Annotated in this window: 25 protein-coding genes; 10 read left to right on the top strand and 15 right to left on the bottom strand. The window is 72.5% G+C overall.

Going from position 1 to position 22,235, the window contains the following annotated elements:
* Positions 1-34: 34 nt before the first annotated feature.
* Positions 35-1,894 carry a galactose oxidase-like domain-containing protein gene (locus PUR71_RS23720; protein WP_329929217.1) on the top strand — a complete coding sequence of 620 codons (1,860 nt, stop codon included), beginning with the start codon at positions 35-37 and terminating at the stop codon, positions 1,892-1,894.
* 38 nt (positions 1,895-1,932) lie between these two features.
* Here PUR71_RS23720 and PUR71_RS23725 read toward each other — a convergent pair whose 3' ends face one another.
* The 4 genes from PUR71_RS23725 to PUR71_RS23740 all read right to left on the bottom strand — a co-directional run bounded on the left by PUR71_RS23725 (position 1,933) and on the right by PUR71_RS23740 (position 6,107).
* The gene (locus PUR71_RS23725) at positions 1,933-2,964 is read right to left on the bottom strand and encodes a glycoside hydrolase family 6 protein (protein WP_329929106.1); all 1,032 of its coding nucleotides are present in this window, start codon (positions 2,962-2,964) and stop codon (positions 1,933-1,935) included.
* A 221-nt stretch (positions 2,965-3,185) separates the two neighbouring features.
* Complete coding sequence (locus tag PUR71_RS23730) at positions 3,186-3,914, bottom strand: uracil-DNA glycosylase (protein WP_329929107.1); 729 nt, start codon at positions 3,912-3,914, stop codon at positions 3,186-3,188.
* A gap of 57 nt (positions 3,915-3,971) precedes the next feature.
* Entirely contained in the window at positions 3,972-5,198 is a 1,227-nt protein-coding gene (locus PUR71_RS23735; protein WP_329929108.1) for a low temperature requirement protein A, read from the bottom strand.
* Between the two features lie 129 nt (positions 5,199-5,327).
* Positions 5,328-6,107, bottom strand: coding sequence for an HAD-IIA family hydrolase (locus tag PUR71_RS23740; protein WP_329929109.1), 780 nt, complete (start codon positions 6,105-6,107; stop codon positions 5,328-5,330).
* A 235-nt stretch (positions 6,108-6,342) separates the two neighbouring features.
* Between PUR71_RS23740 and PUR71_RS23745 the strand changes: the two genes are divergently transcribed.
* On the top strand, positions 6,343-7,416 hold the full coding sequence (locus tag PUR71_RS23745) for a Gfo/Idh/MocA family oxidoreductase (protein ID WP_329929110.1): 1,074 nt from the start codon (positions 6,343-6,345) through the stop codon (positions 7,414-7,416).
* A 60-nt stretch (positions 7,417-7,476) separates the two neighbouring features.
* Here PUR71_RS23745 and PUR71_RS23750 read toward each other — a convergent pair whose 3' ends face one another.
* Together PUR71_RS23750 and PUR71_RS23755 are read right to left on the bottom strand one after the other, a co-directional pair.
* Positions 7,477-7,899, bottom strand: coding sequence for a type II toxin-antitoxin system VapC family toxin (locus tag PUR71_RS23750; RefSeq protein ID WP_329929111.1), 423 nt, complete (start codon positions 7,897-7,899; stop codon positions 7,477-7,479).
* On the bottom strand, positions 7,892-8,176 hold the full coding sequence (locus PUR71_RS23755) for a type II toxin-antitoxin system Phd/YefM family antitoxin (protein ID WP_329929112.1): 285 nt from the start codon (positions 8,174-8,176) through the stop codon (positions 7,892-7,894). Before PUR71_RS23755 ends, PUR71_RS23750 begins: the two co-directional genes overlap by 8 nt.
* A gap of 195 nt (positions 8,177-8,371) precedes the next feature.
* Here PUR71_RS23755 and PUR71_RS23760 point away from each other — a divergent pair, with 195 nt between their 5' ends.
* The 3 genes from PUR71_RS23760 to PUR71_RS23770 all read left to right on the top strand — a co-directional run bounded on the left by PUR71_RS23760 (position 8,372) and on the right by PUR71_RS23770 (position 10,485).
* Positions 8,372-8,665 (top strand): DUF6412 domain-containing protein, encoded by a 294-nt coding sequence (locus tag PUR71_RS23760; RefSeq protein WP_329929113.1) that lies wholly within the window; start codon positions 8,372-8,374, stop codon positions 8,663-8,665.
* Positions 8,666-8,825: 160 nt separating this feature from the next.
* Complete coding sequence (locus PUR71_RS23765; protein ID WP_329929114.1) at positions 8,826-9,515, top strand: YidC/Oxa1 family membrane protein insertase; 690 nt, start codon at positions 8,826-8,828, stop codon at positions 9,513-9,515.
* Between the two features lie 202 nt (positions 9,516-9,717).
* A complete protein-coding gene (locus PUR71_RS23770; RefSeq protein ID WP_329929115.1) occupies positions 9,718-10,485 on the top strand; it encodes a CDP-alcohol phosphatidyltransferase family protein in 768 nt (255 codons plus the stop codon).
* A gap of 70 nt (positions 10,486-10,555) precedes the next feature.
* Here the strand turns inward: PUR71_RS23770 and PUR71_RS23775 are convergent, their stop codons facing one another.
* A complete protein-coding gene (locus tag PUR71_RS23775) occupies positions 10,556-11,779 on the bottom strand; it encodes a hypothetical protein (protein ID WP_329929116.1) in 1,224 nt (407 codons plus the stop codon).
* Positions 11,780-12,487: 708 nt separating this feature from the next.
* Between PUR71_RS23775 and PUR71_RS23780 the strand changes: the two genes are divergently transcribed.
* Positions 12,488-14,260 (top strand): hypothetical protein, encoded by a 1,773-nt coding sequence (locus PUR71_RS23780; protein ID WP_329929117.1) that lies wholly within the window; start codon positions 12,488-12,490, stop codon positions 14,258-14,260.
* Positions 14,261-14,294: 34 nt separating this feature from the next.
* On the opposite strand, the gene PUR71_RS23785 is transcribed toward PUR71_RS23780, so the two are convergent.
* On the bottom strand, positions 14,295-14,657 hold the full coding sequence (locus PUR71_RS23785) for an ArsR/SmtB family transcription factor (RefSeq protein ID WP_329929118.1): 363 nt from the start codon (positions 14,655-14,657) through the stop codon (positions 14,295-14,297).
* A 119-nt stretch (positions 14,658-14,776) separates the two neighbouring features.
* On the opposite strand from PUR71_RS23785, the gene PUR71_RS23790 reads away from it, so the two are divergent.
* Complete coding sequence (locus tag PUR71_RS23790) at positions 14,777-15,763, top strand: quinone oxidoreductase family protein (protein WP_329929119.1); 987 nt, start codon at positions 14,777-14,779, stop codon at positions 15,761-15,763.
* Positions 15,764-15,858: 95 nt separating this feature from the next.
* Here PUR71_RS23790 and PUR71_RS23795 read toward each other — a convergent pair whose 3' ends face one another.
* From PUR71_RS23795 to PUR71_RS23805, 3 genes are all read right to left on the bottom strand, one after another.
* Positions 15,859-16,404 carry a hypothetical protein gene (locus PUR71_RS23795; RefSeq protein WP_329929120.1) on the bottom strand — a complete coding sequence of 182 codons (546 nt, stop codon included), beginning with the start codon at positions 16,402-16,404 and terminating at the stop codon, positions 15,859-15,861.
* A gap of 264 nt (positions 16,405-16,668) precedes the next feature.
* Complete coding sequence (locus tag PUR71_RS23800; RefSeq protein ID WP_329929121.1) at positions 16,669-16,932, bottom strand: hypothetical protein; 264 nt, start codon at positions 16,930-16,932, stop codon at positions 16,669-16,671.
* Positions 16,929-17,291 (bottom strand): ATP-binding protein, encoded by a 363-nt coding sequence (locus PUR71_RS23805; protein ID WP_329929122.1) that lies wholly within the window; start codon positions 17,289-17,291, stop codon positions 16,929-16,931. Before PUR71_RS23805 ends, PUR71_RS23800 begins: the two co-directional genes overlap by 4 nt.
* A 151-nt stretch (positions 17,292-17,442) precedes the next feature.
* Between PUR71_RS23805 and PUR71_RS23810 the strand changes: the two genes are divergently transcribed.
* Genes PUR71_RS23810 through PUR71_RS23820 form a run of 3 tightly spaced genes read left to right on the top strand, consistent with a single transcriptional unit; the run spans position 17,443 to position 18,875 of the window.
* The gene (locus tag PUR71_RS23810) at positions 17,443-18,279 is read left to right on the top strand and encodes a helix-turn-helix domain-containing protein (protein ID WP_329929123.1); all 837 of its coding nucleotides are present in this window, start codon (positions 17,443-17,445) and stop codon (positions 18,277-18,279) included.
* An 8-nt stretch (positions 18,280-18,287) separates the two neighbouring features.
* The gene (locus tag PUR71_RS23815) at positions 18,288-18,473 is read left to right on the top strand and encodes a DUF397 domain-containing protein (RefSeq protein ID WP_329929124.1); all 186 of its coding nucleotides are present in this window, start codon (positions 18,288-18,290) and stop codon (positions 18,471-18,473) included.
* A 33-nt stretch (positions 18,474-18,506) separates the two neighbouring features.
* The gene (locus tag PUR71_RS23820; RefSeq protein ID WP_329929125.1) at positions 18,507-18,875 is read left to right on the top strand and encodes a hypothetical protein; all 369 of its coding nucleotides are present in this window, start codon (positions 18,507-18,509) and stop codon (positions 18,873-18,875) included.
* 58 nt (positions 18,876-18,933) lie between these two features.
* On the opposite strand, the gene PUR71_RS23825 is transcribed toward PUR71_RS23820, so the two are convergent.
* The 4 genes from PUR71_RS23825 to PUR71_RS23840 all read right to left on the bottom strand — a co-directional run bounded on the left by PUR71_RS23825 (position 18,934) and on the right by PUR71_RS23840 (position 22,135).
* On the bottom strand, positions 18,934-19,704 hold the full coding sequence (locus PUR71_RS23825; RefSeq protein WP_329929126.1) for an ABC transporter permease: 771 nt from the start codon (positions 19,702-19,704) through the stop codon (positions 18,934-18,936).
* On the bottom strand, positions 19,701-20,627 hold the full coding sequence (locus PUR71_RS23830; RefSeq protein WP_329929127.1) for an ATP-binding cassette domain-containing protein: 927 nt from the start codon (positions 20,625-20,627) through the stop codon (positions 19,701-19,703). The genes PUR71_RS23825 and PUR71_RS23830 overlap by 4 nt, the downstream gene beginning before the upstream one ends.
* On the bottom strand, positions 20,627-21,463 hold the full coding sequence (locus PUR71_RS23835; RefSeq protein WP_329929128.1) for a DUF4097 family beta strand repeat-containing protein: 837 nt from the start codon (positions 21,461-21,463) through the stop codon (positions 20,627-20,629). Before PUR71_RS23835 ends, PUR71_RS23830 begins: the two co-directional genes overlap by 1 nt.
* Positions 21,464-21,568: 105 nt before the next feature.
* Positions 21,569-22,135, bottom strand: a complete 567-nt coding sequence (locus PUR71_RS23840) for a toxin-antitoxin system HicB family antitoxin (RefSeq protein WP_329929129.1) — start codon at positions 22,133-22,135, stop codon at positions 21,569-21,571.
* Between the last annotated feature and the right edge of the window lie 100 nt (positions 22,136-22,235).

Here is a 22,235-nt window from a genome sequence, read left to right on the forward strand (position 1 = left end):
CTTCGGCAGCACGGTCGCCCTGACCGTGGCCGGGATGAACGCGCCGGCCGTCCTCGGCTTCGCCTCCGACCAGTACCACCAGTACGTGATCAACCGCCCCGAGTACAAGGCGGAGTACGGCCACTGGCAGACCCTCACGCTGCCCGCCGAGTTCCGGGTCAACGCCGTCCACGCCACGCTGCTGCGCACCGGCAGGGTCCTGATCGTGGCCGGCTCCGGCAACGACGAGAAGGCGTTCGGCGCGGGGACGTTCAAGAGCCTCCTGTGGGACCCGGCGAAGAACACGTACAAGCTCGTCCCGACCCCGGACGACATGTTCTGCGGCGGCCACACCTCGCTGCCCGACGGGCGGGTGCTGGTGGCCGGCGGCACCCAGCGGTACGAGAAGCTGGACGGCGCCGTGAAGAGGGCCGCCGGCACCATGCGCGTGCGCAACGAGAGCCCCGAACGCGCCCGGACGTTCCCCAGGGGCACCGTCTTCGTCGCCCCGAACGGCCGCGAGTACGCCTCCACCGCCGACGTGACCGTCCCGGCCGCGGTGAAGACCGGCTCGGGCGCCGGGACCGTCGTGACGGCCGGCGAGCAGCACGTGTTCGTCGAGGCCGTCGGGGAGGGCAAGGACGACGTCACCGACGCCCGGGCGCAGTACCGGATCAAGGGCCTGACCGGCGTGGACGCCCACAACCTGTACGGCATGAACGACAAGATGACTTTGGAGAAGCAGGAATACCAGGGCATCCGCGCGGCGTTCGAGTTCAACCCGGACACCGAACTGTACGAGCGGGTCGCCGACATGGCCCACGCGCGGTGGTACCCGACCCTCACCGGGCTCGGCGACGGCCGGGTGGTCACGGTGTCCGGCCTCGACGACACCGGCCAGATCCTCAACGGCAACGACAACGAGGTCTACAGCCCCGGGTCCAAGACCTGGGCCAAGGCCCCGGACCGTTACTTCCCCACCTACCCGTCGCTCTTCCTGACCGCCTCCGGCAAGCTCTTCTACTCCGGTTCCAACGCCGGCTACGGCCCCGCCGACAAGGGCCGCGAGCCGGGCCTGTGGGACCTCACGAACAACGCCTTCCAGCCCGTCCCGGGCCTGCGCGACCCCGGCCTCACCGAGACCTCGTCCTCGGTGCTGCTGCCGCCCGCGCAGGCGCAGAAGGTCATGGTGCTCGGCGGCGGGGGCGTCGGCGAGTCGCCGCTGTCCAGCGCCCGCACGGACATCGCCGACCTCTCCGCCCCGAAGCCCGCCTTCACCCCCGGCCCCGACCTGCCGGCCGGCGGCACCCGGTACCTCAACAGCGTGATCCTGCCGGACGACACCGTCTTCACCACCGGCGGCTCCAGCGGCTACCGCGGCAAGAGCGGCAGCGACCTGCTCAAGGCGCAGGTCTACCACCCCGGCACCAACACCTTCACCGAGGCCGCCGAACCGACCGTCGGCCGCGACTACCACTCCGAGGCGCTCCTGCTCCCCGACGGCCGGGTCGCCGTGCTCGGCTCCAACCCGCTCTTCGCCGACGCCGCCGACACCACGCCCGGCGGCTTCGAGCAGCGGATCGAGATCTACACCCCGCCGTACCTGTACCACGGCGACCGCCCGCAGGTCACCGCCGCACCGGAGGGGGCCAGGCTCGGCAGCACCGTCACCGTCGGCGCGGCGCGCCCGGAGGCCGTCACCACCGCCAAGCTGATCCGGCCGAGTTCGGTCACCCACGTGACGGACGTGGAGCAGCGGTCGGTGGCCCTGGACATCACCGGGCGCACGGCGGACGGCGTCTCACTCACCCTGCCGGGCAACCCCGACCTGCTGCCGCCCGGCTGGTACATGCTGTTCCTGACGGACGCCGCCGGCACCCCGTCCGTCGCGCGCTGGATCCGGGTGACGGGCTGACCCTCCCGGACCACCGAGGCGGGCGGCCCGCGGACGGATCAGCGGGCCGCCTTCGCCAGCCCCAGCGCGTACGGCAGCCAGAACTCGCCCGCCCGGGGCTCGCCGCGGCCGCACTCGCCGTCGGACTCCCCCGGGTTCTTGATCCACAGGTAGGCGTCCACCCCGGGTCGGCCGGTGTCGGTGGTCGGCGGCTCGCCGAGGGCGCGGCCGGGCGGGTTGCACCAGGAGTCGCCGCCCAGCGGGCCGTTGCCGTTGCGGCTGGTGTCGATGACGAAGTGCTTCCCGCCCAGCGCCGCAGAGAGCCGCCCGCCGTACGCCGCGTCGGCGTCGGTGCCGTAGAAGTTGGCGACGTTCACCGCGAAGCCGTCCGCGACGGCGATCCCGGACTTGCGCAGCGCGTCCGCCATCGCCGAAGGGTCCTGCGACCAGCCGGGGTTGCCCGCGTCCAGGTACACCCGCACCCGCGGACGCTTCTTCAGCTCCTGGACGGCGAAGGCCAGCAGTCCGTACCGCTCCGCGGCGAGGTCGCCCTTCACGCCGCAGGCGTCCAGGGTGTGGGCGACGGCGTCGGGCTCCACGATCACCCAGGCCTTGCGATCGCCCAGCGCCTGCGCGACGCCGCTGATCCAGGTTCGGTACGACGCGGCGTCGGCGGCGCCGCCGGCCGAGTACTGGCCGCAGTCGCGGTGCGGGATGTCGTAGGCGACGAAGACCGGCGTCCGGTCGGCATCGGCCGCGCGGCGGCTCACCTGCTCCACGATGCTCCGTGCGTCCTGCTCGCCGAGCCACTGCGAGGACGGCTGGGCCGCGATCCGCAGCAGGTCCGCTGCCTCGGCCGTCCGGCCCTGGCCGCGCAGCGTGGCCAACTGGCGGGCGGCGGAGGTCTGGTCGGAGACGTAGAAGGTCTGGTTCGGGAGCTGCGGGAGGCCCCCGTCCGCCCGGACGGAGGTCTGGGGAGTCGTCGGCCCGGACGCCGTCGCGGGCGCCTGCGCGCCGGAATCCGGTGGCGCCCCGGGGGACGTCGGACCGCCCCCCGATCCCGGTCCGCCGCAACCCGCGGTACCCGCCAACAGTCCCGTCAGGGCCGCCCCCACGGCCCACCGGACACCCGATATCCGCCCCACCCGGCGCACGTGCCGCCCCTCCCGGACCGGCTCCGGCGACCCGGTCGGGCACCAGCTAAGCACACCGGCCGCAGCCCGGCGGCCACCCGCGGTGAACGGCGGATGACCGCAGACGGACGGGCGGTGGATCCGTCCGTCCGGTGCGCGGAGGGTCGGTCCTTGGCGGGTCAGTCCTCCTTGAGGTTCGGGATGCGCCAGTCGATGGCGCCGCCGCCGAACCCGTCGAGCGCGGCGTTGATCTGCGAGAACGGACGGCTGCCGAAGAACAGCTTGGCGGACAGCGGGGACGGGTGCGCGCCCTGCACCACCACGTGCTTGGTGGTGTCGATCAGCGGCAGCTTCTTCTTCGCGTAGTTGCCCCACAGCACGAAGACCACCGGCTCCTCGCGCTCGCTCACCGCCTTGATCACGGCGTCGGTGAACTTCTCCCAGCCCTTCGCCTTGTGCGAGTTGGCCTCGTGCGCGCGGACGGTGAGCACCGCGTTGAGCAGCAGCACGCCCTGCTCGGCCCAGTGCATCAGGTAGCCGTTGTCCGGGGCGGGGATGCCGAGGTCGGCGTCCAACTCCTTGAAGATGTTGCGCAGCGACGGCGGCGTCTTGGTGCCCGGCAGCACCGAGAAGCTCATGCCGTGGGCCTGGCCGTCGTCGTGGTACGGGTCCTGGCCGAGCACGAGCACCCGGACCTTCTCGTACGGCGTGGCCTCCAGCGCGGCGAACTCCTGGCCGCTCGGCGGGAACACCTGGTGCTCCGCCCGCTGGGCCGCCACGAAGGCCGCCAGCTCGGCGAAGTACGGCTTCTCCGTCTCGGCGCCCAGCACCTCGCGCCAGGACGCGGGCAGCTCCAGCCCCCCGCCCGCGCCGGCCCCGACCGTGCTCGCCTCGACCGTGTCCGTCACGACATCTACCTCCCACACAGCGGCTGTTCGGCCGCACGCCCTATTCCACCCCGAACGCTACACAGGCCCACCGACAGACCGCTCCGCAGGAGCGGGGACGGAAGGTGTGGAAGCGGTGGAGGCAGAAGGGGCGGAGGAGGTGGGGGCGGCAGTCGGTGAGGACTCCGGTGCCCCCGTGGCGGCCCGTTCCACCCTGAGGTGTTCCAGCACGTTGAGCGCCACCAGCAGCACCGCCAGCGTCACGAGCACCGCCAGCGCCGGCAGGTCGACCATCGCGGGCAGCAAGGCCAGCACCAGCAGCGCCGCGGCGATGCGCGTGGTCGCCACCTTGCGGAACATCATCCACCGGGTGTAGCCGAAGGTCAGCAGGTACAGCCCGCAGCCGCCGTACAGCAGCGCCACCGCGCCGGGACCGAGCGCGCGCCACGGGTCCGCGACCGTCTCGCCGAAGCCCACCGCGACGCCGATCACGCCGGCGACGAGCGCCAGGTGCCCGTACTGGAAGATCCGGCGGACGACGTCCCGGCGCGAGTCGCTGACCTCGACGGCGTACCGCATGGCGTCCGCCGCGTAGACGAAGTACTGCCACCACAAGCCCGCCGAAATGGTGAACGCGGCGGCGACGGCGGTGAGTTCGGGCGCGTCCAGCCGGGCCCGGGCGGCCGTCGCGCCGATCCCGACGATCGACTCGCCGAGCGCGACCAGCAGGAAGGTCGCGAACCGCTCCGGCATGTGCGACGGGTGGTACGAGACCGTCGCGAGCCGGCGCCGGAACAGCACCGGCGCGGCCAGGTCGCACGCCGCCGCCACGGCCCACAGCGCGAGGCGCGGCCCGCCCGGCAGCAGCCCGCCGATCACCAGCAGCGGGCCGCTGACCAGCACCCCGACCCCGTACGGGCCCCGCCAGACGCCCGGGAGGCGGATCAGCAGGACCACCAGCACCACCCGCGCGAGCCAGTACCCGGCGCCGAGCAGCACGCCCCGCCGGCCCCACGCGCCCGGCACGGCGAGCGCCATGAACAGGCCCGCCAGGCCGACCAGCAGGATGCCGACGCGGTCCCGCAGGTTGTCCACGTCCCGGATGTTGGCCTGCACCGTCGTGCCGACCCAGCACCAGTACACCGGCACGAACACGACGAGCGCCTCGGCGACGCCCCGCCCGTCGTGGTGGTGGTGCAGCAGGCCGGAGACCTGCGTGACCGCGAAGACGAAGACCAGGTCGAAGTAGAGCTCGGCCCACGTGACCCGCTTCTCCCCGACCGCCGGCTCCCCCGTGGTGGCCATCAGCCCGTTCCTCCCCACACGTACGAGTTCCGCGCACGCGAAGGGCTCCGTCCCCGGCCTGCGGCAGGGGACGGAGCCCGATTCGGCACTGCGAAGGCCGGATCGACCCGCGAAGGTCGGACCCAGACGCTAGATCAGCTCGACCAGGTCCGCGATCGACGTGACCACGCGGGTCGGCCGGTACGGGAAGCGCTCCACGTCGGCCGCGGCGGTCAGGCCGGTGAGCACCAGGATCGTCTCCATGCCGGCCTCCATGCCCGCGACGATGTCGGTGTCCATCCGGTCGCCGATCATGACGGCGGTCTCGGAGTGGGCGCCGGCGCTGTTCAGCGCCTCGCGCATCATCAGCGGGTTGGGCTTGCCGACGAAGTACGGCTCGACCCCGGTGGCCTTGGTGATCAGCGCGGCGACCGAGCCGGTGGCCGGCAGCACGCCCTCGGCGGACGGACCGGTCTCGTCGGGGTTGGTGCAGATGAACCGGGCGCCCTGGTTGATCAGGCGGATCGCCTTGGTCAGCGCCTCGAAGCTGTAGGTGCGGGTCTCGCCGAGGACGACGTAGTCCGGGTTGTTGTCGGTCAGCACGTAACCGGCCTGGTAGAGCGCGGTGGTGAGACCCGCCTCGCCGATCACGTACGCGGTGCCGCCGGGCCGCTGGCCCTTGAGGAACTTGGCGGTGGCCAGGGCCGACGTCCAGATGCACTCCTCGGGGACCTCCAGGCCCATGCCGGCCAGGCGGGCGCTGAGGTCGCGCGGGGTGTAGATGGAGTTGTTGGTGAGGACCAGGAACGGCTTGCCGGACTCCCGCAGCCGACGCAGGAACTCCTCCGCGCCGGGGATCGGCGTGCCCTCGTGGATGAGGACACCGTCCATGTCGGTCAGCCAGGACTCGATGGGCTTGCGGTCTGCCACGTGCGTGTCTCCCGAGTGTTGCGACGTCGTGCGAAGGCCCTGACGCGGCACAGCCTAATCGGCGCACCCGAACGACGGCAGCACGGTCCGTTCACCGGAACGGGGCCGGTGCGCGCCGTCGGGGCGGGGCCGCCGCGCGGCCGGGACGCCGCCGGGGCGGGACCGGGACCGAGCCGCCCCGGAGCCGCGACGTGGACGGAAGGGACGGCCGGACCGCCCGTGATTGAGTGGACGCATGAGCCCCGAGACCCCCCGCCCGTTCCGCGTCGGCCTGATCGGCTACGGCCTGGCCGGTTCCGCCTTCCACGCCCCGCTCATCGCGACCACCCCCGGCCTGCGGCTGGACGCCGTGGTCACCGCCAACCCGGAGCGCCGCGAGCAGCTGCGGCGCGAGCACCCCGGCGCCCGTGCGGTCGACACCCCCGAGCAGCTGCTGGCCGACCCGGACGCGCTGGACCTGGTCGTCATCGCCTCGCCCAACCGCACCCACGCCCCGCTCGCCCGCGCCGCCCTGAGCGCCGGGCTGGCCACCGTCGTCGACAAGCCGCTGGCCGGCACCGCCGCCGAGGCGCTGGAGCTGTGCCGGCTGGCGCAGTCGCGCGACGTCCTGCTCTCGGTCTTCCAGAACCGCCGCTGGGACGGCGACTTCCTGACCGCCGCCCGCCTCGTCCGGGGCGGCGCGCTGGGCCGGGTGCACCGGTTCGAGTCCCGGTTCGAGCGGTTCCGGCCGAAGCCGAAGCCGGGCTGGCGCGAGCTGGCCGACCCGGCCGAGGCCGGCGGCACCCTGTACGACCTGGGCAGCCACCTGGTCGACCAGGCGCTCACGCTGTTCGGGCCGGTCGAGACCGTCTACGCGGAGATCGACGTCCGGCGGGACGGCGCGGTCGTGGACGACGACGCCTTCCTCGCCCTCACCCACGCCGGCGGCACCCGCTCCCACCTGTGGACGAGCGCCCTCACCCCACTCCTCGGACCACGGCTGCGGGTGCTCGGCGACACCGCCGGGTACGTCAAGTCCGGTATGGACCCGCAGGAGGCCGACCTGCGCTCCGGCCTGCGCCCCGACGGCACCCACCCGTGGGGCGCCGACCAGCCCGGGCACTACGGCACCCTCGGCACCGACGAGTCGCCGATCCCCCTCCCCACCGACCCGGGCGACTACCCCGCCTTCTACGCCGGCATCGCCGCCGCCCTGGCCCAACCCGGCGCCCCGGCCCCGGTCGACCCGTACGACGCCGTCGCCACGCTCACCGTCCTGGAGGCGGCCCGCACCTCGGCCGCCACGGGCACGACGGTCCGCCTGGGCTGACGGCCGGCGCGTGGCCGGCGGCGGGACCGGGGAACCGGGGAAACCGGGGGACCGCCGCCGTCACACGCCGATGACCTCCACCGCCGACGCCAGACCGCGGAAGTCGGCCACGTTGCGGGTGTAGAGCGGCAGGCCGTGGGCGGAGGCGACGGCGGCGATCATCAGGTCGATCCGGCGCGGGCGGGGCTGGCGGCCGGCCGCGATGGTGAGGGTGACGAGGGTGCCGTAGCGGGCGGCGGCGGCCGCGTCGAACGGCAGCGGGTCGAAGTCGGCCATCGCGGCGCCGAGCACCTCCAGGCGGGCGGCCCGGCTGACCGGGTCGCGGGCCATCGACACGCCCTGCTGGAGTTCGGCGAAGGTGATCGCGGTCAGCTCCGGCACGGCGGGCAGGTCGGCCGGGCTGAGCAGCGCGAGGTCGATGTAGACGCACGTGTCGAGGACCCCGGCGGGCCGGCGCCGGGAGGCCCGCCGCCGCTCAGCCACGCCGGCGCTCGAACGGGTCGTCGCCGTCCTCGCCCACCAGGTCCTCGGGGCCGAAGTCCTCCTCGGCCTCCTTGCGCATCTGCTGGTAGTCCACGCGCGGCAGCTTCACGTGCCGCGCGACCAGTTCCTCCGCCGTGAGCCGCCGACGGCTCGACACCGGCCGCAGCTCGGCGACCTCGACCCCGTTCCTGGTGATGTGGAAGGTCTCCCCCGCCTCGACGGCGTCCATCACCGCGGCGGAGTTGTTCCGGAACTCCCGCTGGGTAATCGTCTTCACCCCTCCACGGTAGCCCCGTGTAGCACCCCTGGCTACACCTCCGGCGTGCCCTCTCCGCGCTCGCTCCCCCGTCCACCGGGACATCTCGTGTACGCCGGCACCCCGAACGTCGTACGATCGTCGTCAACGTCCCGCGAGTCCGCCGGGACGAGTCCGTCGGCGAGTCCACCAGGCACCGAGCGAAGGGAGCACACCGTGACCGTGATCGCGATGCTGCTCGGCCTGCTCCGGGTGCTGACCGGCGAGGTGCTCACCGAGGGCGGATCGCTCGCCTCGGTGGCGGCCGTCGCCGCCGTGGTGCTGCTGGCCGGCGCCGTCGCGGGCACGCTCGCCGGGGCCCGGCTGCTGGGGGCGCGCGCTCCCGCCGCCGTCCGCAACGGCGTACTGCGGCGCCGTGCGTTCCACACGGCCTTCCTCTCCCAGCGCGATCCGGACGCCCGGGGCCGGCGACGCCCCAGGGCACCCGGCGCGGCCCCGGCGGCCGCGTAACGCCCGGGTCCGTCCGGCGCGGCCCAGTCCGGTTCTCCGGCTGGGCCTTCCCGCCCGGCTTCCGGCTGGTCCCCCAGTCCGGTTCCCGCACCCCGCCGTTCCCCGCGGCCGCCCTCCGTCGATCACCCCTGTCACGAGACCCCGGAGGGCTCGCTCCACCATGTCCGTTCTCGCCGTTCTCGACCCCGCCGTCGCCGTCGCCCACACCGTCGTCGCCGGGCTCGCCCACGTCGTCCCGACCGCGCTCGCGATCGTCCTGTTCACCGTCGCCGTCCGCCTCGCCCTGCACCCGCTCGCGCGGGCCGCGGCGCGCGGGGAGAAGGACCGCGCCCGCCTCGCGCCGAAGATCGCCGAGCTGAACCGCAAGCACAAGGACCGCCCGGAGAAGCTCCGCGAGGCCATGGCGGAGCTGCACCAGAAGGAGCAGGTGTCGCCGCTGGCGGGCTGCCTGCCGGCGCTCGTGCAGATCCCGTTCTTCTCGGTGATGTACCGCCTGTTCACGACCTCCGACGACCTCCAGGGCCACACCGTGTTCGGCACCCCGCTCGGCCTGCACGTCGCGAACGCCCACGGCGCCGGGCAACTGGCGGTGTTCGGCGTGCTGTACGCGGGACTGACGGCCGTCGCGTTCGTGAACTTCCGCCGGGCCCGGCGGGCGGCAGCGACGGCGCAGACCGCCCAGCCGGGGGCGGCGTTCCTGCCGTACCTGTCGTTCGGCACGGTCCTGTTCGCGGCGCTGGTGCCGCTGGCGGCGGCGGTGTACCTGCTGACGTCGGGGGTGTGGACGACGGCCGAGCGGGCGCTGCTGCACCGGGGCGGGGCACCGGTGCCGACGCTCGCGATGGCGTAGGGTCCCGGGCGCCCCGCCACCCACGCTCCATGCCGCCGCCGCGCGGCCCTCCCCACCGGATCTCCATGCTCCCGACGCCTGGGGGCCGGCCGTCCGTGCGCGGGCGGGGTCCCGGCAGGTTCTACCCTGTGGTGGATCGTTCGATGATCGTTTCGGGACAGAACGTCCGGCGGGTCCCGCCGGACCGGTGGAGGGATTCGTCATGGTGGCTGCTCCGGTGCTTTCGGAGCTGCGCGAGGTGTGCCAGCCGCAGACCAAGCTGCAGAGTCGCAACGGTGAGCACTGGGCGGGCCGGCTGTACATGCGCCGCCTCTCGTTGCGCACGACCCGGCAGCTGGTGCGGACCTCGGTGTCGCCGAACACCCTCACGTGGGTCATGGTGGTCTGCGGCGTCGGCGGCGGGGCGGCCCTGCTGATCCCCGGCCTGACGGGGGCCGTGCTCGCGGTGGTGCTGTTCCAGCTGTTCCTGCTCTTCGACTGCGTGGACGGCGAAGTGGCGCGCTGGAAGCGCCAGTTCAGCATGGCCGGGGTCTACGTCGACCGCCTCGGCGCCTACCTGGCGGACGCCGCGCTGATGATCGGCGCGGGCGTGCGGGCGGCCCGGGGCGGGTCGGAGCTGTGGGTGTCGGCCGGGCTGGCGGCGGCGCTCGGCGTGGTGCTGCTGAAGGCCTCGACGGACCTGGTGGACGTCGCCCGCGCCCGCAGCGGCGCGGCCCCGGCCGACGAGGAGTCGACCCAGCCCCGTTCCCAGGGCATCGCGACGGCCCGCCGGCTCGCGTCGGTGCTGAAGATCCACCGCGTGACGAACGGCATCGAGGCCTCGCTGGTGCTGCTGGCGGCGGCCGTCGCGGACGCGGCGGTGGGCGGGCTGACGCCGACCAGGGCAGCGCTCGCGGGGATCACGGTGATCACGTGGGGCATGGTCGTGGCGCACCTGGCGTCCATCCTGTCCTCGTCCCGCCTGCGCTGACCCCGCACGGAGCGGATCGAGCGGTCGGAGCCCGTCACCCCGGGAGGGTGACGGGCTCCTTCGCGTGCGCTCAGGCACGGCGCAGGACGCGGCGCAGCCACAGGGCGCCGGCGCCGAGGCCCGTCAGGGCGAGGCCGCCGCCGAGGAGGGCGCCGGTGTGGTCGGCGCCGGTGGAGGCGAGCTGGGCGTCGGTCGCGGCGGCCTGCGGCGCGGGGGTGGTGGACGGGGCCGCCGCGGCCGGGGCGCTCGGGGTGCCGTCGGCGGCCGGCACGACGGGCGCGGCCGGGGCCGAGGCCGCCGGAACCGGCTTCGGGGCGGAGGAGGGCGTGGAGGAGGACGTGGAGGACGGAACCGGCTTCGGGGCGGAGGAGGTCGGGGTCGGCGTGGGCGTGTTGGTCGCCGCGGGCTGGACCCGTACCTTCGCGCCCGTGGAGCACATCGTGGTCCCCCAGAACGGCCGGCCCTCGTTGACGAACACGCACGGGTTCACGTCGGTGGCGCCCACGGGGGTCGTCGCGTCGTACGACACCCGCACCCGGGCCACGAGGTGGCCGCCCGCCCGGAGGCTGGAGTCGCGCCCCTGGAGGTAGACGCCGACCGGCTCCTCGGGCGTCATGCCGGGCACCTTCTCCAGGGTCCGCCAGTTCCCGTCCGCCGTCCGCACCTGGACAGTCGCGTGCTTGTCGACGAACAGGACGTTGCCGAGGTTGGTGTAGTCGGAGGGCGTGGGGTTGTCGAGGACGGCGTCGAACTCGATCGGCGCGCCGCCCACGACGGCGGTGGCGGGCACGTGGGCGAGCGAGCTCCTGATCGAGGTGACCTTGATCGTGCTGGTCGCCTCGGCCTCCAGCCGGTCGTGGAAGTGAGCCGGGGTGACGAGGTCGGAGTGCAGGGTGATCGAATCGAAGCCGCCGTTGGAGGCGCCGTTGTGGGGCTGGCCCATCGGCGCGCCGATCCGCAGGTCGACCTTGCGGGTCTGACCGGCCGGAACGGTGATCCCGTCCACCGCCCCCTCGTACACCACGCCATCGGTGACCCTGGTCATCGCCAGCAGCACCGGCTTCCACGCGCCGCCGACGGGGTCCTTGTAGTCGATGACGATCGAGTTCGCCGGCGTTCCGGCCCCGGTGGTGGTCTTCAGCTCCAGCAGGTAACCGGTGTCCTCCGAGCCGGAGTTGGTGATGCTCTCGGTGAACGCGACCGGCCCGCCGGCGAACCCGACCGAGGCCGGGGCCTGAACGGTGAGCGACGTGTGCGACGGCTCCGCCGCGAAGGCGGCCGGGGCGGTGGCCACGACCGATCCGCAGACTGCTGCTGCGCCCAGGGCAGCAGCAGCGACGACGGCGCGACGGGTACGACGGACACGAACGATGGCGGACATAGTTCCCCCCTGGAACCGCGCTGCGGGCATGGCACAGCAGCGCACCGATGGCTGATGACTGGTCGAGAGCGGGCCGCGCTTTCCGCGTGCGCCCCGGGAGTTCGATCGTGGCTCCCTGCTTCTCACTGACATAGACGCGCGTCCCGGCCGAGGGTTGCAGGCGTTCTCAAGAAATTTCCTTCCGTCCCCTGAGCGCCATCCGGACCAGGAGCCGCCACCCCTCCCGCCCCCTCCCAACGACGGCCCCTCTGCCACAAGGGACCGATGAGCGACGGACGGTGATGCAGGGTCACAAAAAAGATCGACGCCCACCTGCAACCGTTCGCCGGGCCGCGCGTCCATGGCATTGAGACACGAGGGAGCCGCGGCCGGCCTCCCGGGGCACGCACGCGACTGCGGCCCGCTCGAAGCCCATCCACTCGCACGCTGCTGCGGCATGCCCGCATTCGACCCTCGGTGGAGAACCATGTCCACGACAGTTCGTATTCGCTCCAATGGCCCCGCCCGGCCCACCTCTTCATCTCGACTACATATGACGCTGGACGGCATATATAGTCAGGCGACATCAGGGGCGGCCCCGCCCCGCGCACACATCCGCACCGTCAGGGGAGGGGTTGGCACATGCAACTGACGTCCGTACCGGCCGCCGAGCAGGAGGACCGGACCACCGAGCGCGGCCCGCACCGCACGGAACGCCGGACCGGCCCGAGGCGCTGGCTCTGGATCTGGGCGGTGTTCGCCGGGTACTTCGCCGAAGTCCTGTTCCGGCTCTACCTCGTGCGGGACTTCAGCTACCCGTCCGTCCACCCCGACGAGGAGTCGTACCTCGTCCTCGCCCGGGTCCTGGCCGGACACCCCACGACCGAGATGCCCGTCGGCGTCGTCATCCCGGGCGGCTACCCGCTGCTCATCTCCCCCGCCCTGCGCATCGCCGACGACCCGTCCACGGCCTACCACCTCGTGATGGGCATCAACGCACTGCTCAACGCACTCGTCTTCCCGCTGGCCTGGGTCGGCCTGCGGCGCCTCGGCCTCGGCCGTCCGCAGGCGTACGCGTTCGCCGCCGCGACCGCGCTGCTGCCGCCGCTGGTCTTCTACTCGGAGTTCGCGCTGACGGACACCGTCATGCCCGTCCTCGTCCTGGCCTGGTTGCTCTGCCTGCACGGCTGGCTCGCGGACGGCACGACCCGCCGTCGCGCCTGGCACGCCGTCGGGGCCGGACTGACCGCCGCCTACACGATGGCCACGCACGACCGCGGGGGCGTCGTCGTCGCCGTCACCGGCGTCGTGTTCGCCGGGGTCCTGCTGCTGCGCTGGGCGCCGTGGCGCACGACGGTGGCGGGCCTCGGCTCGCTCGGGGCGGGCCTCCTCGGAGCCGAACTGCTGGACGCCTGGCTGCGTGCGCGGTTCACCGTGCCGGCCAGCGACGTCGGCGGCTTCCTGTGGCAGGGCCTGACCGACCCGCAGGCGGCCGGGCGCACCCTGACCCGGACGGCCGGTCAGATCTGGTACGTCATCATCTCCACCTGGGGAGTCGCGGGAGTGGCGATCGTGATCTGCCTGTTCGCCGTCTTCGACAAGCGGGTGACCCGGCCGTACCGGATCGTCGGCGGGGTGCTGGTCGCCCTGCTGGTCGGCATCGCGCTCGCGGCGGCGGCCGCGCTGCCGGACGACAAGCGGATCGACGACTGGGTGTACGCCCGCTACGCGGCCTGCCTCGTCCCGGCGGCCTTCGTCGTCGGCAGCGCGGCACTGGCCCGGCTGCGCGGCCGCGCCCTGACCCGGACCCTGGCCGGGGCGGCCGGACTCACCCTGGCGCTCGGCGGCGCGGTGGTGCTGTCGGCCGGCCGGCTGCTCAGGACACAGGCCTTCGTCTCCTGGGGCATGCCAGACGCCCTGTTCCTCGGCGCCGACTGGGGCTCGCTGCGCATCGTGCGGACGACCGTCGTCGCGTTCGCCGTGCTCGGCCTCGTGGTCCTGCTGCGGGCGATCACCTCGCGCCGGGCGGTGTGGCTCGGCGTCGCACTGGCGCTGTTCGCCGGGTTCGCCACCGTCACCATCACCGACCAGATCAGCTACCCGCACTCGAACTGGCGCAAGAGCCTCGCCACCGGCTTCACCGAGCGGGCCGGCCTCCACCCGGGCGACAGCGTCGTGTTCAGCTGGGACGGCGACTGGGGGATCCGCAGCACGCAGGCCTTCGAGGTCTACCGCGGCCGCGTCTGGTACCTCGACCCGCGCAACCGGCCGATCCCCGGGGCGGCGACGGCGGTCGTCATGCCTCCGGCGCCCCAGGGCGCGGAGCCGGAGACGGCCTGGCCGGGGCATCCCGCCGACTGGTTCGTCGAGCGGGTCGACCGGCAGCAGGGATGGATGGTCTGGCGCCGGCGCTGAGCGCAGCGCCGGCGGGGGTTACGCGCCGTCGGGGTTACGCGCCGTCGGGCCCTTCCAGGGGCTCGGCGGCGCCGTCGTACGCGGCGAGGACGGTGGCCAGCAGGGCCGGGAAACGCGCCTCCAGGTCGGCCGAACGCAGGGCGGTGAGACGGCGGTTGGCCTCCTCGCGCTGGCGGATGACGCCGGACTCGCGCAGCACCTTGAAGTGGTGACTGAGCGTGGACGGCGCGACGTCCACCGGGAAGGTGCCGCAGGCGCGTTCGGGCTCGGCGGCGAGGGTGCGCACGATCGTCATCCGGGTGGGGTCGGAGAGCGCGTGCAACACGTCGAGCAGGTCGATGTCCTCGACCTGCGGGTGCGCGAGCGCCGTCCGGCGGCGACTGGTGGTGCGGGGCACGGTGCCTCCAGGTTCGGCGCTCTTCTTCGATGTTCGACAAACCTCGAAGAAGAGTGGTACTAATTTCGTCGTTCGTCGAACATCGTAGCGTCCACTCGTGACTTCCAGGGGGAACCGACATGCGCGCACTCGTGATGGCTGCACCAGGTGGGGCGGAGAACTCACAGGTCAAGGCCATCGAGACGGCCCAGCCCGGCCCCGGACAGGTGACCGTCGACGTCGCCTACGCCGGGCTCAACTTCGTCGACGTCATGGCCCGGCGCGGCGACGGCGGCTACACCTCCGAGTGGCCCTACCTCCCGGGCAAGGAGGTGGCCGGGACGGTCCGGGCGCTCGGCGAGGGCGTCACCGGCCTCGCGCTCGGCGACCGGGTCGTGGCCGCACCGGTCGGCGGCGGGCTGGCGGAGGTCGCCGTCGCCGACGCCGCGCTCACCGTGCCCGTCCCGGCCGGGATCGGGCTGCGCGAGGCCGCGACCGTCCCGCTGGGCCTGGCCACGTCCGTCCTGCTGCTCACCGACGCGGGGCGCTTCACCGCCGGCGACACCGTGCTCGTGCACTCGGCGGGCGGCGGGATCGGCAGCGCCGTCGCCCAGCTCGTACCGCTGCTGGGCGGGGGCCGGCTGCTCGGCACGGTGGGCCGGCCGGAGAAGGCCGCGGCGGCCGTCGCGGCCGGGTACGACGCGGCGTTCGCGCGCGACGAGGACCTGGCCGAGGCCGTCCGGAAGGCAACGGACGGGCAGGGCGTCGACCTGATCCTCGACCCGCTCGGCACCTCGGCCCTGCCGACCGACCTCGACCTCGCCGCCCCCGGCGGCCGGATCGTCCTCTTCGGCAACGCGGGCGGCGGCGCCCTCGACGCGCTGCCCCCGCTCGGCCGCCTCATGGCCGGCAACCTCACCGTCACCGGCTTCAGCCACCGCAGCCTGGCCGCCACCGCCCCCGCGAAGCTGGCCCGCGCGATCCGCCGCGCCCTGGACCTCCTCGCCGAGTCCCACCTCCCCGTCCCCGTCATGGAGTTGGCCGACCTCACCGACGTCCCCGCCGCCCACGACGCGATGGAGGCGGGGAGAGCGACGGGCAAGTACGTGGTGCGGGTCGCCGGCTGAGCGAGAGACCCCCGGCGGCGACGGGGCCCTCCGAGGTGCGCTGAGGCGTACGACCGAGGGGTTGAGGCGACATAGGCGCCCGTCGCAGAGACGCCCTAGTCCTCGCCCGTCGCTGCGATCACCACCGCGTGGCCGTTGCCGATCCCCACGATCGCCGCGTCGAACGTCGCCTCCGTGACGGGACGCCACGGCTCACGCCCCCGTGGCCCCTCTCCGTACGCGGTCGACCCGTTCGCCCGCCACTGTGCGTCCGGGCCCAGCAGTGTCACCAGCCCGAGGCCGATCGCGTCGGCCACCGGTCGCATCGGGCCGTCGCCGCCCCGGTACACGAGATCCCGAATGAGGGTGCCACCGATCCACGGCGGTGCCTCCTCCGGCGACACCACGATCGCCAGCGCCGACTCCATCGCCCGCACGTCCTGCGGACCCCCGTGCCCGTACGTGCAGTGTCCGCAGTGCGGGTGGAGCAGGCCCGTCGGCTCCAGCACGTCCCAGCACAACCGGCCGTGACTGCGGCCGTCGTCCGGGCCGAGGTGGACGATCCGGTCGGGCATCAGCTCGACCCATTCCGCCAACCAGAGATGGAGGTCCGGGTCCGGGCCGAGGTCGTACGGGGGCGGCGGGGTGAAGGACAGATTCATGGTGGTCAGGCAGTCGGCGTGGTGGTGGGGGAAGAGGAGGAGGGGGCGAGCACATTGCATCTCAGGACCGGCCCCGTCACATGCCGCCCCTTCGTCGCCTCTTCGAAACCCGCCCTGACCGCCGGATTCTCCGCCGCCCCAGTGGCGAAAGCCTAGGGGATGGTGATCTCGGCGAGGCGGGGCGGGTGTGTCGGCGGCGCTGGCGGACCTTGCTGGCCCGGGCTTCGCAGACCGCCCCGACGACGGCCGCCAGGATGATCAGGATCAGCAGCCCGAGCACCGGTGGCCCCGGTGGCGACTGTAGTCCCTCAGCAGCGCCAGCAGGTTGATCAGCGTGCTGGCCGGGATGTTGCCGAGATTCACCAGGACGCGGCCGTTCATCGCCGTCTCACCGGGCTTGGCGGAGGGCCACAGGAGGCCGAATTCGCGGCTCTCGGAGCGGAGTTCGACGATCAGCTCGATGATCTGCCGGGTGGTGAGGTGCCGGATAGCCGGGTCGGAGGGGTGGATCGGGTGCAGGGCGTTCACGCGGCACCGTCCAGCTCGAACCACACCGTTTTGCCGAGCTCCTGGGGATCGACGCCCCATCGGTGGGTGAGGCCGGTGACGAGTTGCAGGCCCCGGCCGGTCTCGGAGAGGGCAGAGGGGGTCCGGGGCTCGGGGAACGCGGCACTGCGGTCGGCGACGGTGACGCGGAGGGTGTTGCGGAGGAAGACGATCAGGACGACGGGCGAGGTCGTCTCGCCGTGGCGCCAGGCGTTGACGATCAGTTCGACCAGCGCGAGTTCGGCGTCACAGACGGCGGAGGGCGGCCATCCGGCCCTGGCCATCGCCTCACGGAGGCTCTCACGGGCAAGGGTGAGGGAGGGGGAGTTGAGCTGACGCATGGGGATTCTCCCGGCGGTGCAGGCGGATTGACACTCCGTTAAGTGAGTGCCACATCACAGACTGTAGGACAGCGATGGCACATTTGCCACTCACTCATGGAAGTTTTGCCCTCACCGATGGGTCGCGCCGCTACGGTGGGATGCTTGAGGGATGCCACCTACCCCAACAGCACGCCGCAAGCGCGTCGGCATCGAGCTGCGAAAGATGCGAGATGCTGCCGGCCGCACGGCAGGAGAGGCTGCTGCCGTCCTCGGAGTGGACCGCAGCAAGATCACACTGATCGAGCAGGGGACCTACCCGGTCAGCGCCGAGCGAGTGGTGACGCTCGCCAGCGAGTACGAAGAGGGCGACGCCGCCTACGTCGACGCGGTCGCAGAGATGGCCGCCGACCGGACCAAGGGGTGGTGGGAAGAGCACAGAGGACTGGTGCCTGCCGGAATACTCGAAATCTCCGAGGTCGAGCACTATGCACACGGATTGTCGACGTACCAGATCTGCCATGTGCCCGGACTCATGCAGACGGAGGAAACGGCTCGGGCGATCTTCCGAGAGGTCTATCCGCCACTGCGGCCGTTGAACATCGAGGCACGGGTCGAAAACCGGATGCGCCGCGCCGAGTTGGTGACGCGGATCGAATACGAGGCGATCGTGCATGAGGCGGCTCTGCGCATGGAGTTCGGCGGTTCGGCAGTGGCGCGAGCACAGCTGAAGCACCTGCTCGCGCTCTCGGAGACGCCGAACGTCACGCTACGAGTGCTTGAGTTCAAGTCCGGCGGTTTCAAAGGCGCAGGTCAAGCAGTGATGTACGCACGTGGCCCGGTACCCCGCCTCGATACGGTTCAGCTGGACTCCGTAGGCTCACCGGCGTTCCTGACCGAGATGAATCAGCTGGAGAACTACCGGAACATCATCGGGGCGATGCGTGATCGAGCACTCGACCCGGCGGCTTCTCGGGATGCGATCTCCAGCATCATGAACGACCTGTGAGGGATCTGGTGGAAGAGCTCGCCTGGCGCAAGCCCAGCATCTGCGGTGATGGCAATAACTGCCCCGAGGTGGCGATCACCGCTGACGGTGTCCTCATACGCAGCAGTCTCGTTCCGGACGGCGTCGCCCAACTCACCACCGCCGAATGGCGGGATCTGGTCGCTGCGATCCGCGCGGGGGAGTTCGACCTCTAACCACGGGGTAGCGACGCCATCATGAACACGACCATGCGAAACGTGCTTGTGACCGTCGCTGCCGTCGCGGCCCTCGGCGCTGCCTCCGCCCCCGTGGCCTCCGCCGCCCCGGCCGTCCCCGCCGCCACCCGCAACCCCTCCACGGTCAAGGCCGCCGCCTACAACCAGGCCCGCAGCATCCTCGCCAACGCCGGCAGCAAGACCGCCGCCAAGTCCCACCCCGTCCACGGCAAGCCCGACGTCCCCGTCTCCTACGGCACCTCCCTCCTCGCCTCCGCCCGCGACGAGTTCCGTGCCGCCGACAAGAACCTCCCCCCCAAGGACAAGAAGTCGGACATGTCCATCGCCCACTACAACGCCATCCACAGCGCCGCCAAGACCATGGGCATCGACCGCTGGTAGCAACACCGCCGGCCCGGGCGACGTCTCCGTCGTCCGGGCCGTACCGGCGATACCCCCGTCACCTCCGGTAGAACACCTTCTTCGACCACACGAACCCGACGACCGTCAGGCCCGTGCACCACGCCATCGCACTCCACCCGCTACTGCCGATCTCCGTCCCCATCAGCAGCCCGCGCAGCGTCTCGATGATGGGTGTGAACGGCTGGTACTCGGCGAACCACCGCAGCACCGTCGGCATCGAATCCGGCGGGACGATCGCGCTCCCGATGAACGGCAGGAACGTCAGCGGCAGCGGCGTGTTGCTCGCGCTCTCCGGTGTCTTCGACACCAGCCCGATCCCCGCCGATATCCACGTCAGCCCCAGCGTCACGAACCCCAGCAACCCCGCCGCCGCCAGCCACTCCACCAGCCCCGCGTGCGGCCGGAACCCCATCGCCAGCGCCGCGCCTGTCACCAGTACCAGCGCGACCATCGTCTGGATCACGCTCCCGACGACGTGCCCCGCCAGGAACGCCGACCTCGATATCGCCATCGTCCGGAAACGGTTGACGATCCCCTCGGTCATATCCACGCAGACACCGACCGCCGTGGCCACCGATCCCGCCGTCGCCGTCATCAGCACGATCCCCGGCGCCACGTAGTCGATGTAGTTCCCACCGCCGATCCCCGCGCCCAGCGCCCCGCCGAACCCGTAGTTGAAGAGCGCCAGGATCATCACCGGCATCAGCACGACCGAGAACGTCATCGCCGGGTACCGCAGCGCGTGCTTCAGATTCCGCCGCAGCATGGTCAGTGAGTCGCTGACCGCGTAGCTCATCGCCGCACTCATCGCGCGCCCTCCCCCGTGAGCGTCAGGAACACGTCGTCCAGGTCCGCCGTCTCCACGACCAGCGACTCCGCCCGCACGCCCGCGTTGTCGAGCGCGTCCAGCACGGCCTTCACCGTGATCACCGAGTTGTCGCCCGGGATGTCCAGGCGCAGCCCCTCGGCGTCCGCCGTCGCGTAGTCGAACAGCTCCGCCGCCGCGTCGAGTTGGCCCGCGTCCGCGAACCGCACCCGGATCCGCCCGCCCGGGACGATCCGTTTCAGCTCCTCGGCCGTGCCCTCCGCCACGATCCGGCCACCGTCCAGCACCGCTATCCGGTCGGCGAGTTGATCCGCCTCCTCCAGGTACTGCGTGGTGAGGAAGACCGTCACCCCGTGGTCCGCCACCAGCCCCCGGATGATCTCCCACATCGTGCGCCGGCTCCGGGGATCCAGCCCCGTCGTGGGCTCGTCCAGGAAGATCACCCGGGGATCCCCGACCAGCGTCATCGCCAGGTCCAGCTTCCGCCGCATCCCGCCCGAGAAGGTGGACACCGGCTTCCGCGCCGCCTCCGTCAGGTCGAACCGCCGCAGCAGTTCCTCCGCCCGCCTCCGCCCCTCCCGACGGCGGAGGTGGTTGAGGTCCGCCATCAGCATCAGGTTCTCCTCGGCCGTCAGCAGGTTGTCCACCGCCGAGAACTGCCCGGTGACCCCGATCGCCGCCCGCACCCCATCCGCCTCGCGGACGACGTCGTGCCCGGCCACCCGGGCCACCCCGCCGTCCGCCGGGATCAGCGTGGACAGGATCTCCACCGTCGTCGTCTTGCCGGCCCCGTTCGGCCCCAGCAGGGCGAACACCGTGCCCGCCGCGATCTCCAGGCCGATGCCGTCCAGCACGACCTTCTCCCCGTACGCCTTGGTCAGTCCGACCGCCGAGATCGCCGCCATCACGCCCGCCGGACGGTGATGTCGCCCATTTCGGTCTGCGCCCGGACCTCGACGGTCTCGCGGGCCTCGCCCGGACCCTCCGTCGCGCCCAGCTCGTTGCGCAGCCGGCCGTGCTTGCTGTGCACGTCCAGCCAGGCCGCCGTGCCCTCCGCGATGCCGACCTCCAGCTCCCCGAGGGCCGTCTGCAGCGACACCCGCCCGCGCTCGACCCGGCCGATCCGGATCGGGCCGTGCGCCGTCTTGGCGTCCACCCCGGCGTGCGCGGTGCCGACCTCGATCCGGCCGAAGGACGCGTTGGCCTTGACGTCCCCGTGGACCTCGCGGACCTCGGTGTCGCCGTTGCTGTTCTTGACCGTCAGCACGCCGAGCACCGTGCCGATCTCGATCCGGCCGAGGCCGGAGACCTCCGCGTCGCCGTCCGCCGAGCCCAGCCGGACGTCCCCGCTGTCCGTCTTGAGTGAGACGTTGGCCGCGCTCTCGACGTGGATCCGGCCGAGCGAGGTCTTCAGTCGGCAGTCGCCGAGCGGGCCCTCGGTGACGAAGGTGGCCAGCGGGGCGTCCCCGTCGATCTCCGAGCCGGCCGGCAGCTCGATCAGGACGTCGACCGAGCCGACGCGGCCGAACACGTTGCGCTTGCGGGGGCCCTTCAGGGTGAGCCGGCCGCCGGCGAAGTCGACCTTCGTCTGCTGCGCGGCCTTGACGTCCAGCTCGACGGCGGTGTTGGACGGCGTCACCTCGGCGACGACGTCGGTGCGCTTGCCGGCGCGGATCCGCACCGAGGCGATGTCGAACTCGATGACGGCGGTGATCGGGCCGTTGGTCTCGTACGTGGGCATGGCTGTCCCGTCCTCTTGGCTTCGAAGGGTGTTCCCGCTGGTCGGAGCGGGGGCGACGTCGATGGTGTGAAGCAGTGCAGGTCGTACGGGTGGTGCGGAGAAGCGTTACTGGACCCAGCCGGTGAACCCCTGCCCACGGCCGCGCCGGGACTGCGGCTGGGGGTGGACGGCCGGCCTCGCGACCGGCTCACCGCCCTCCAGCGCGCCCGCCACGACCCGGACCAGCCAGGCGTTGAGCGAGAGGCCCTCCTGCCCGGCGGCCTCCTCGGCCCTGGTCTTGAGGTGCGCCGGGAGCCGGAGGTTGATCCGGGCGGTGCCGCCCTCGTCCGCCTCCGGCACCGCGAGCGGCGCCTGTGGCACCACCGGAGCCGTCGGTGGCGCCATCGGCGGCGCCACCGCCTCCACCTCGTGCGGGAAGGCGTCGCTGCCCGGCGGCACACTCACCACGAACTCGGGGTTCGTGCCGCGCAGCCGCACGTCCACCGAGCCCGGCGCGAGCTCACGGGTGATCTCGCTCGTGGCCGCAGACAGCGCGTTGAGCAGGGTGAGCCGCACGGCCGACTCCAGCGGCAGCGTCAGCCGCTCGGCCAGCGCACGGGCTTCTTCCCCGCCCGTGCCCGCGGCCACCGCGAGCTCGTTCCGAAGGTTTTCGACGTACGGCGTGAGGTCCATGGCTCAACTATGGCACGGAGGTGGCGCCATGTCGAGTGATTGATGGCACCACTTTGGCGCCACGCAAGTGCCGCTCAAGCGCCACGCAAGCACCACGCGA

The organism is Streptomyces sp. SP17BM10, from assembly GCF_036322405.1.
Lineage (GTDB): Bacteria > Actinomycetota > Actinomycetes > Streptomycetales > Streptomycetaceae > Kitasatospora.

Excerpts from the sequence above, each read along its gene's own strand:
- PUR71_RS23720 (WP_329929217.1), top strand. The coding sequence starts at position 35 with ATGAACGCGCCGGCCGTCCTCGGCTTCGCCTCCGACCAGTACCACCAG.
- PUR71_RS23735 (WP_329929108.1), bottom strand. The coding sequence starts at position 5,198 with ATGGCCACCACGGGGGAGCCGGCGGTCGGGGAGAAGCGGGTCACGTGG.
- PUR71_RS23745 (WP_329929110.1), top strand. The coding sequence starts at position 6,343 with ATGAGCCCCGAGACCCCCCGCCCGTTCCGCGTCGGCCTGATCGGCTAC.
- PUR71_RS23765 (WP_329929114.1), top strand. The coding sequence starts at position 8,826 with ATGTCCGTTCTCGCCGTTCTCGACCCCGCCGTCGCCGTCGCCCACACC.
- PUR71_RS23770 (WP_329929115.1), top strand. The coding sequence starts at position 9,718 with ATGGTGGCTGCTCCGGTGCTTTCGGAGCTGCGCGAGGTGTGCCAGCCG.
- PUR71_RS23780 (WP_329929117.1), top strand. The coding sequence starts at position 12,488 with ATGCAACTGACGTCCGTACCGGCCGCCGAGCAGGAGGACCGGACCACC.
- PUR71_RS23790 (WP_329929119.1), top strand. The coding sequence starts at position 14,777 with ATGCGCGCACTCGTGATGGCTGCACCAGGTGGGGCGGAGAACTCACAG.
- PUR71_RS23795 (WP_329929120.1), bottom strand. The coding sequence starts at position 16,404 with ATGAATCTGTCCTTCACCCCGCCGCCCCCGTACGACCTCGGCCCGGAC.
- PUR71_RS23805 (WP_329929122.1), bottom strand. The coding sequence starts at position 17,291 with ATGCGTCAGCTCAACTCCCCCTCCCTCACCCTTGCCCGTGAGAGCCTC.
- PUR71_RS23810 (WP_329929123.1), top strand. The coding sequence starts at position 17,443 with ATGCCACCTACCCCAACAGCACGCCGCAAGCGCGTCGGCATCGAGCTG.
- PUR71_RS23820 (WP_329929125.1), top strand. The coding sequence starts at position 18,507 with ATGCGAAACGTGCTTGTGACCGTCGCTGCCGTCGCGGCCCTCGGCGCT.
- PUR71_RS23825 (WP_329929126.1), bottom strand. The coding sequence starts at position 19,704 with ATGAGTGCGGCGATGAGCTACGCGGTCAGCGACTCACTGACCATGCTG.
- PUR71_RS23830 (WP_329929127.1), bottom strand. The coding sequence starts at position 20,627 with ATGGCGGCGATCTCGGCGGTCGGACTGACCAAGGCGTACGGGGAGAAG.
- PUR71_RS23835 (WP_329929128.1), bottom strand. The coding sequence starts at position 21,463 with ATGCCCACGTACGAGACCAACGGCCCGATCACCGCCGTCATCGAGTTC.
- PUR71_RS23840 (WP_329929129.1), bottom strand. The coding sequence starts at position 22,135 with ATGGACCTCACGCCGTACGTCGAAAACCTTCGGAACGAGCTCGCGGTG.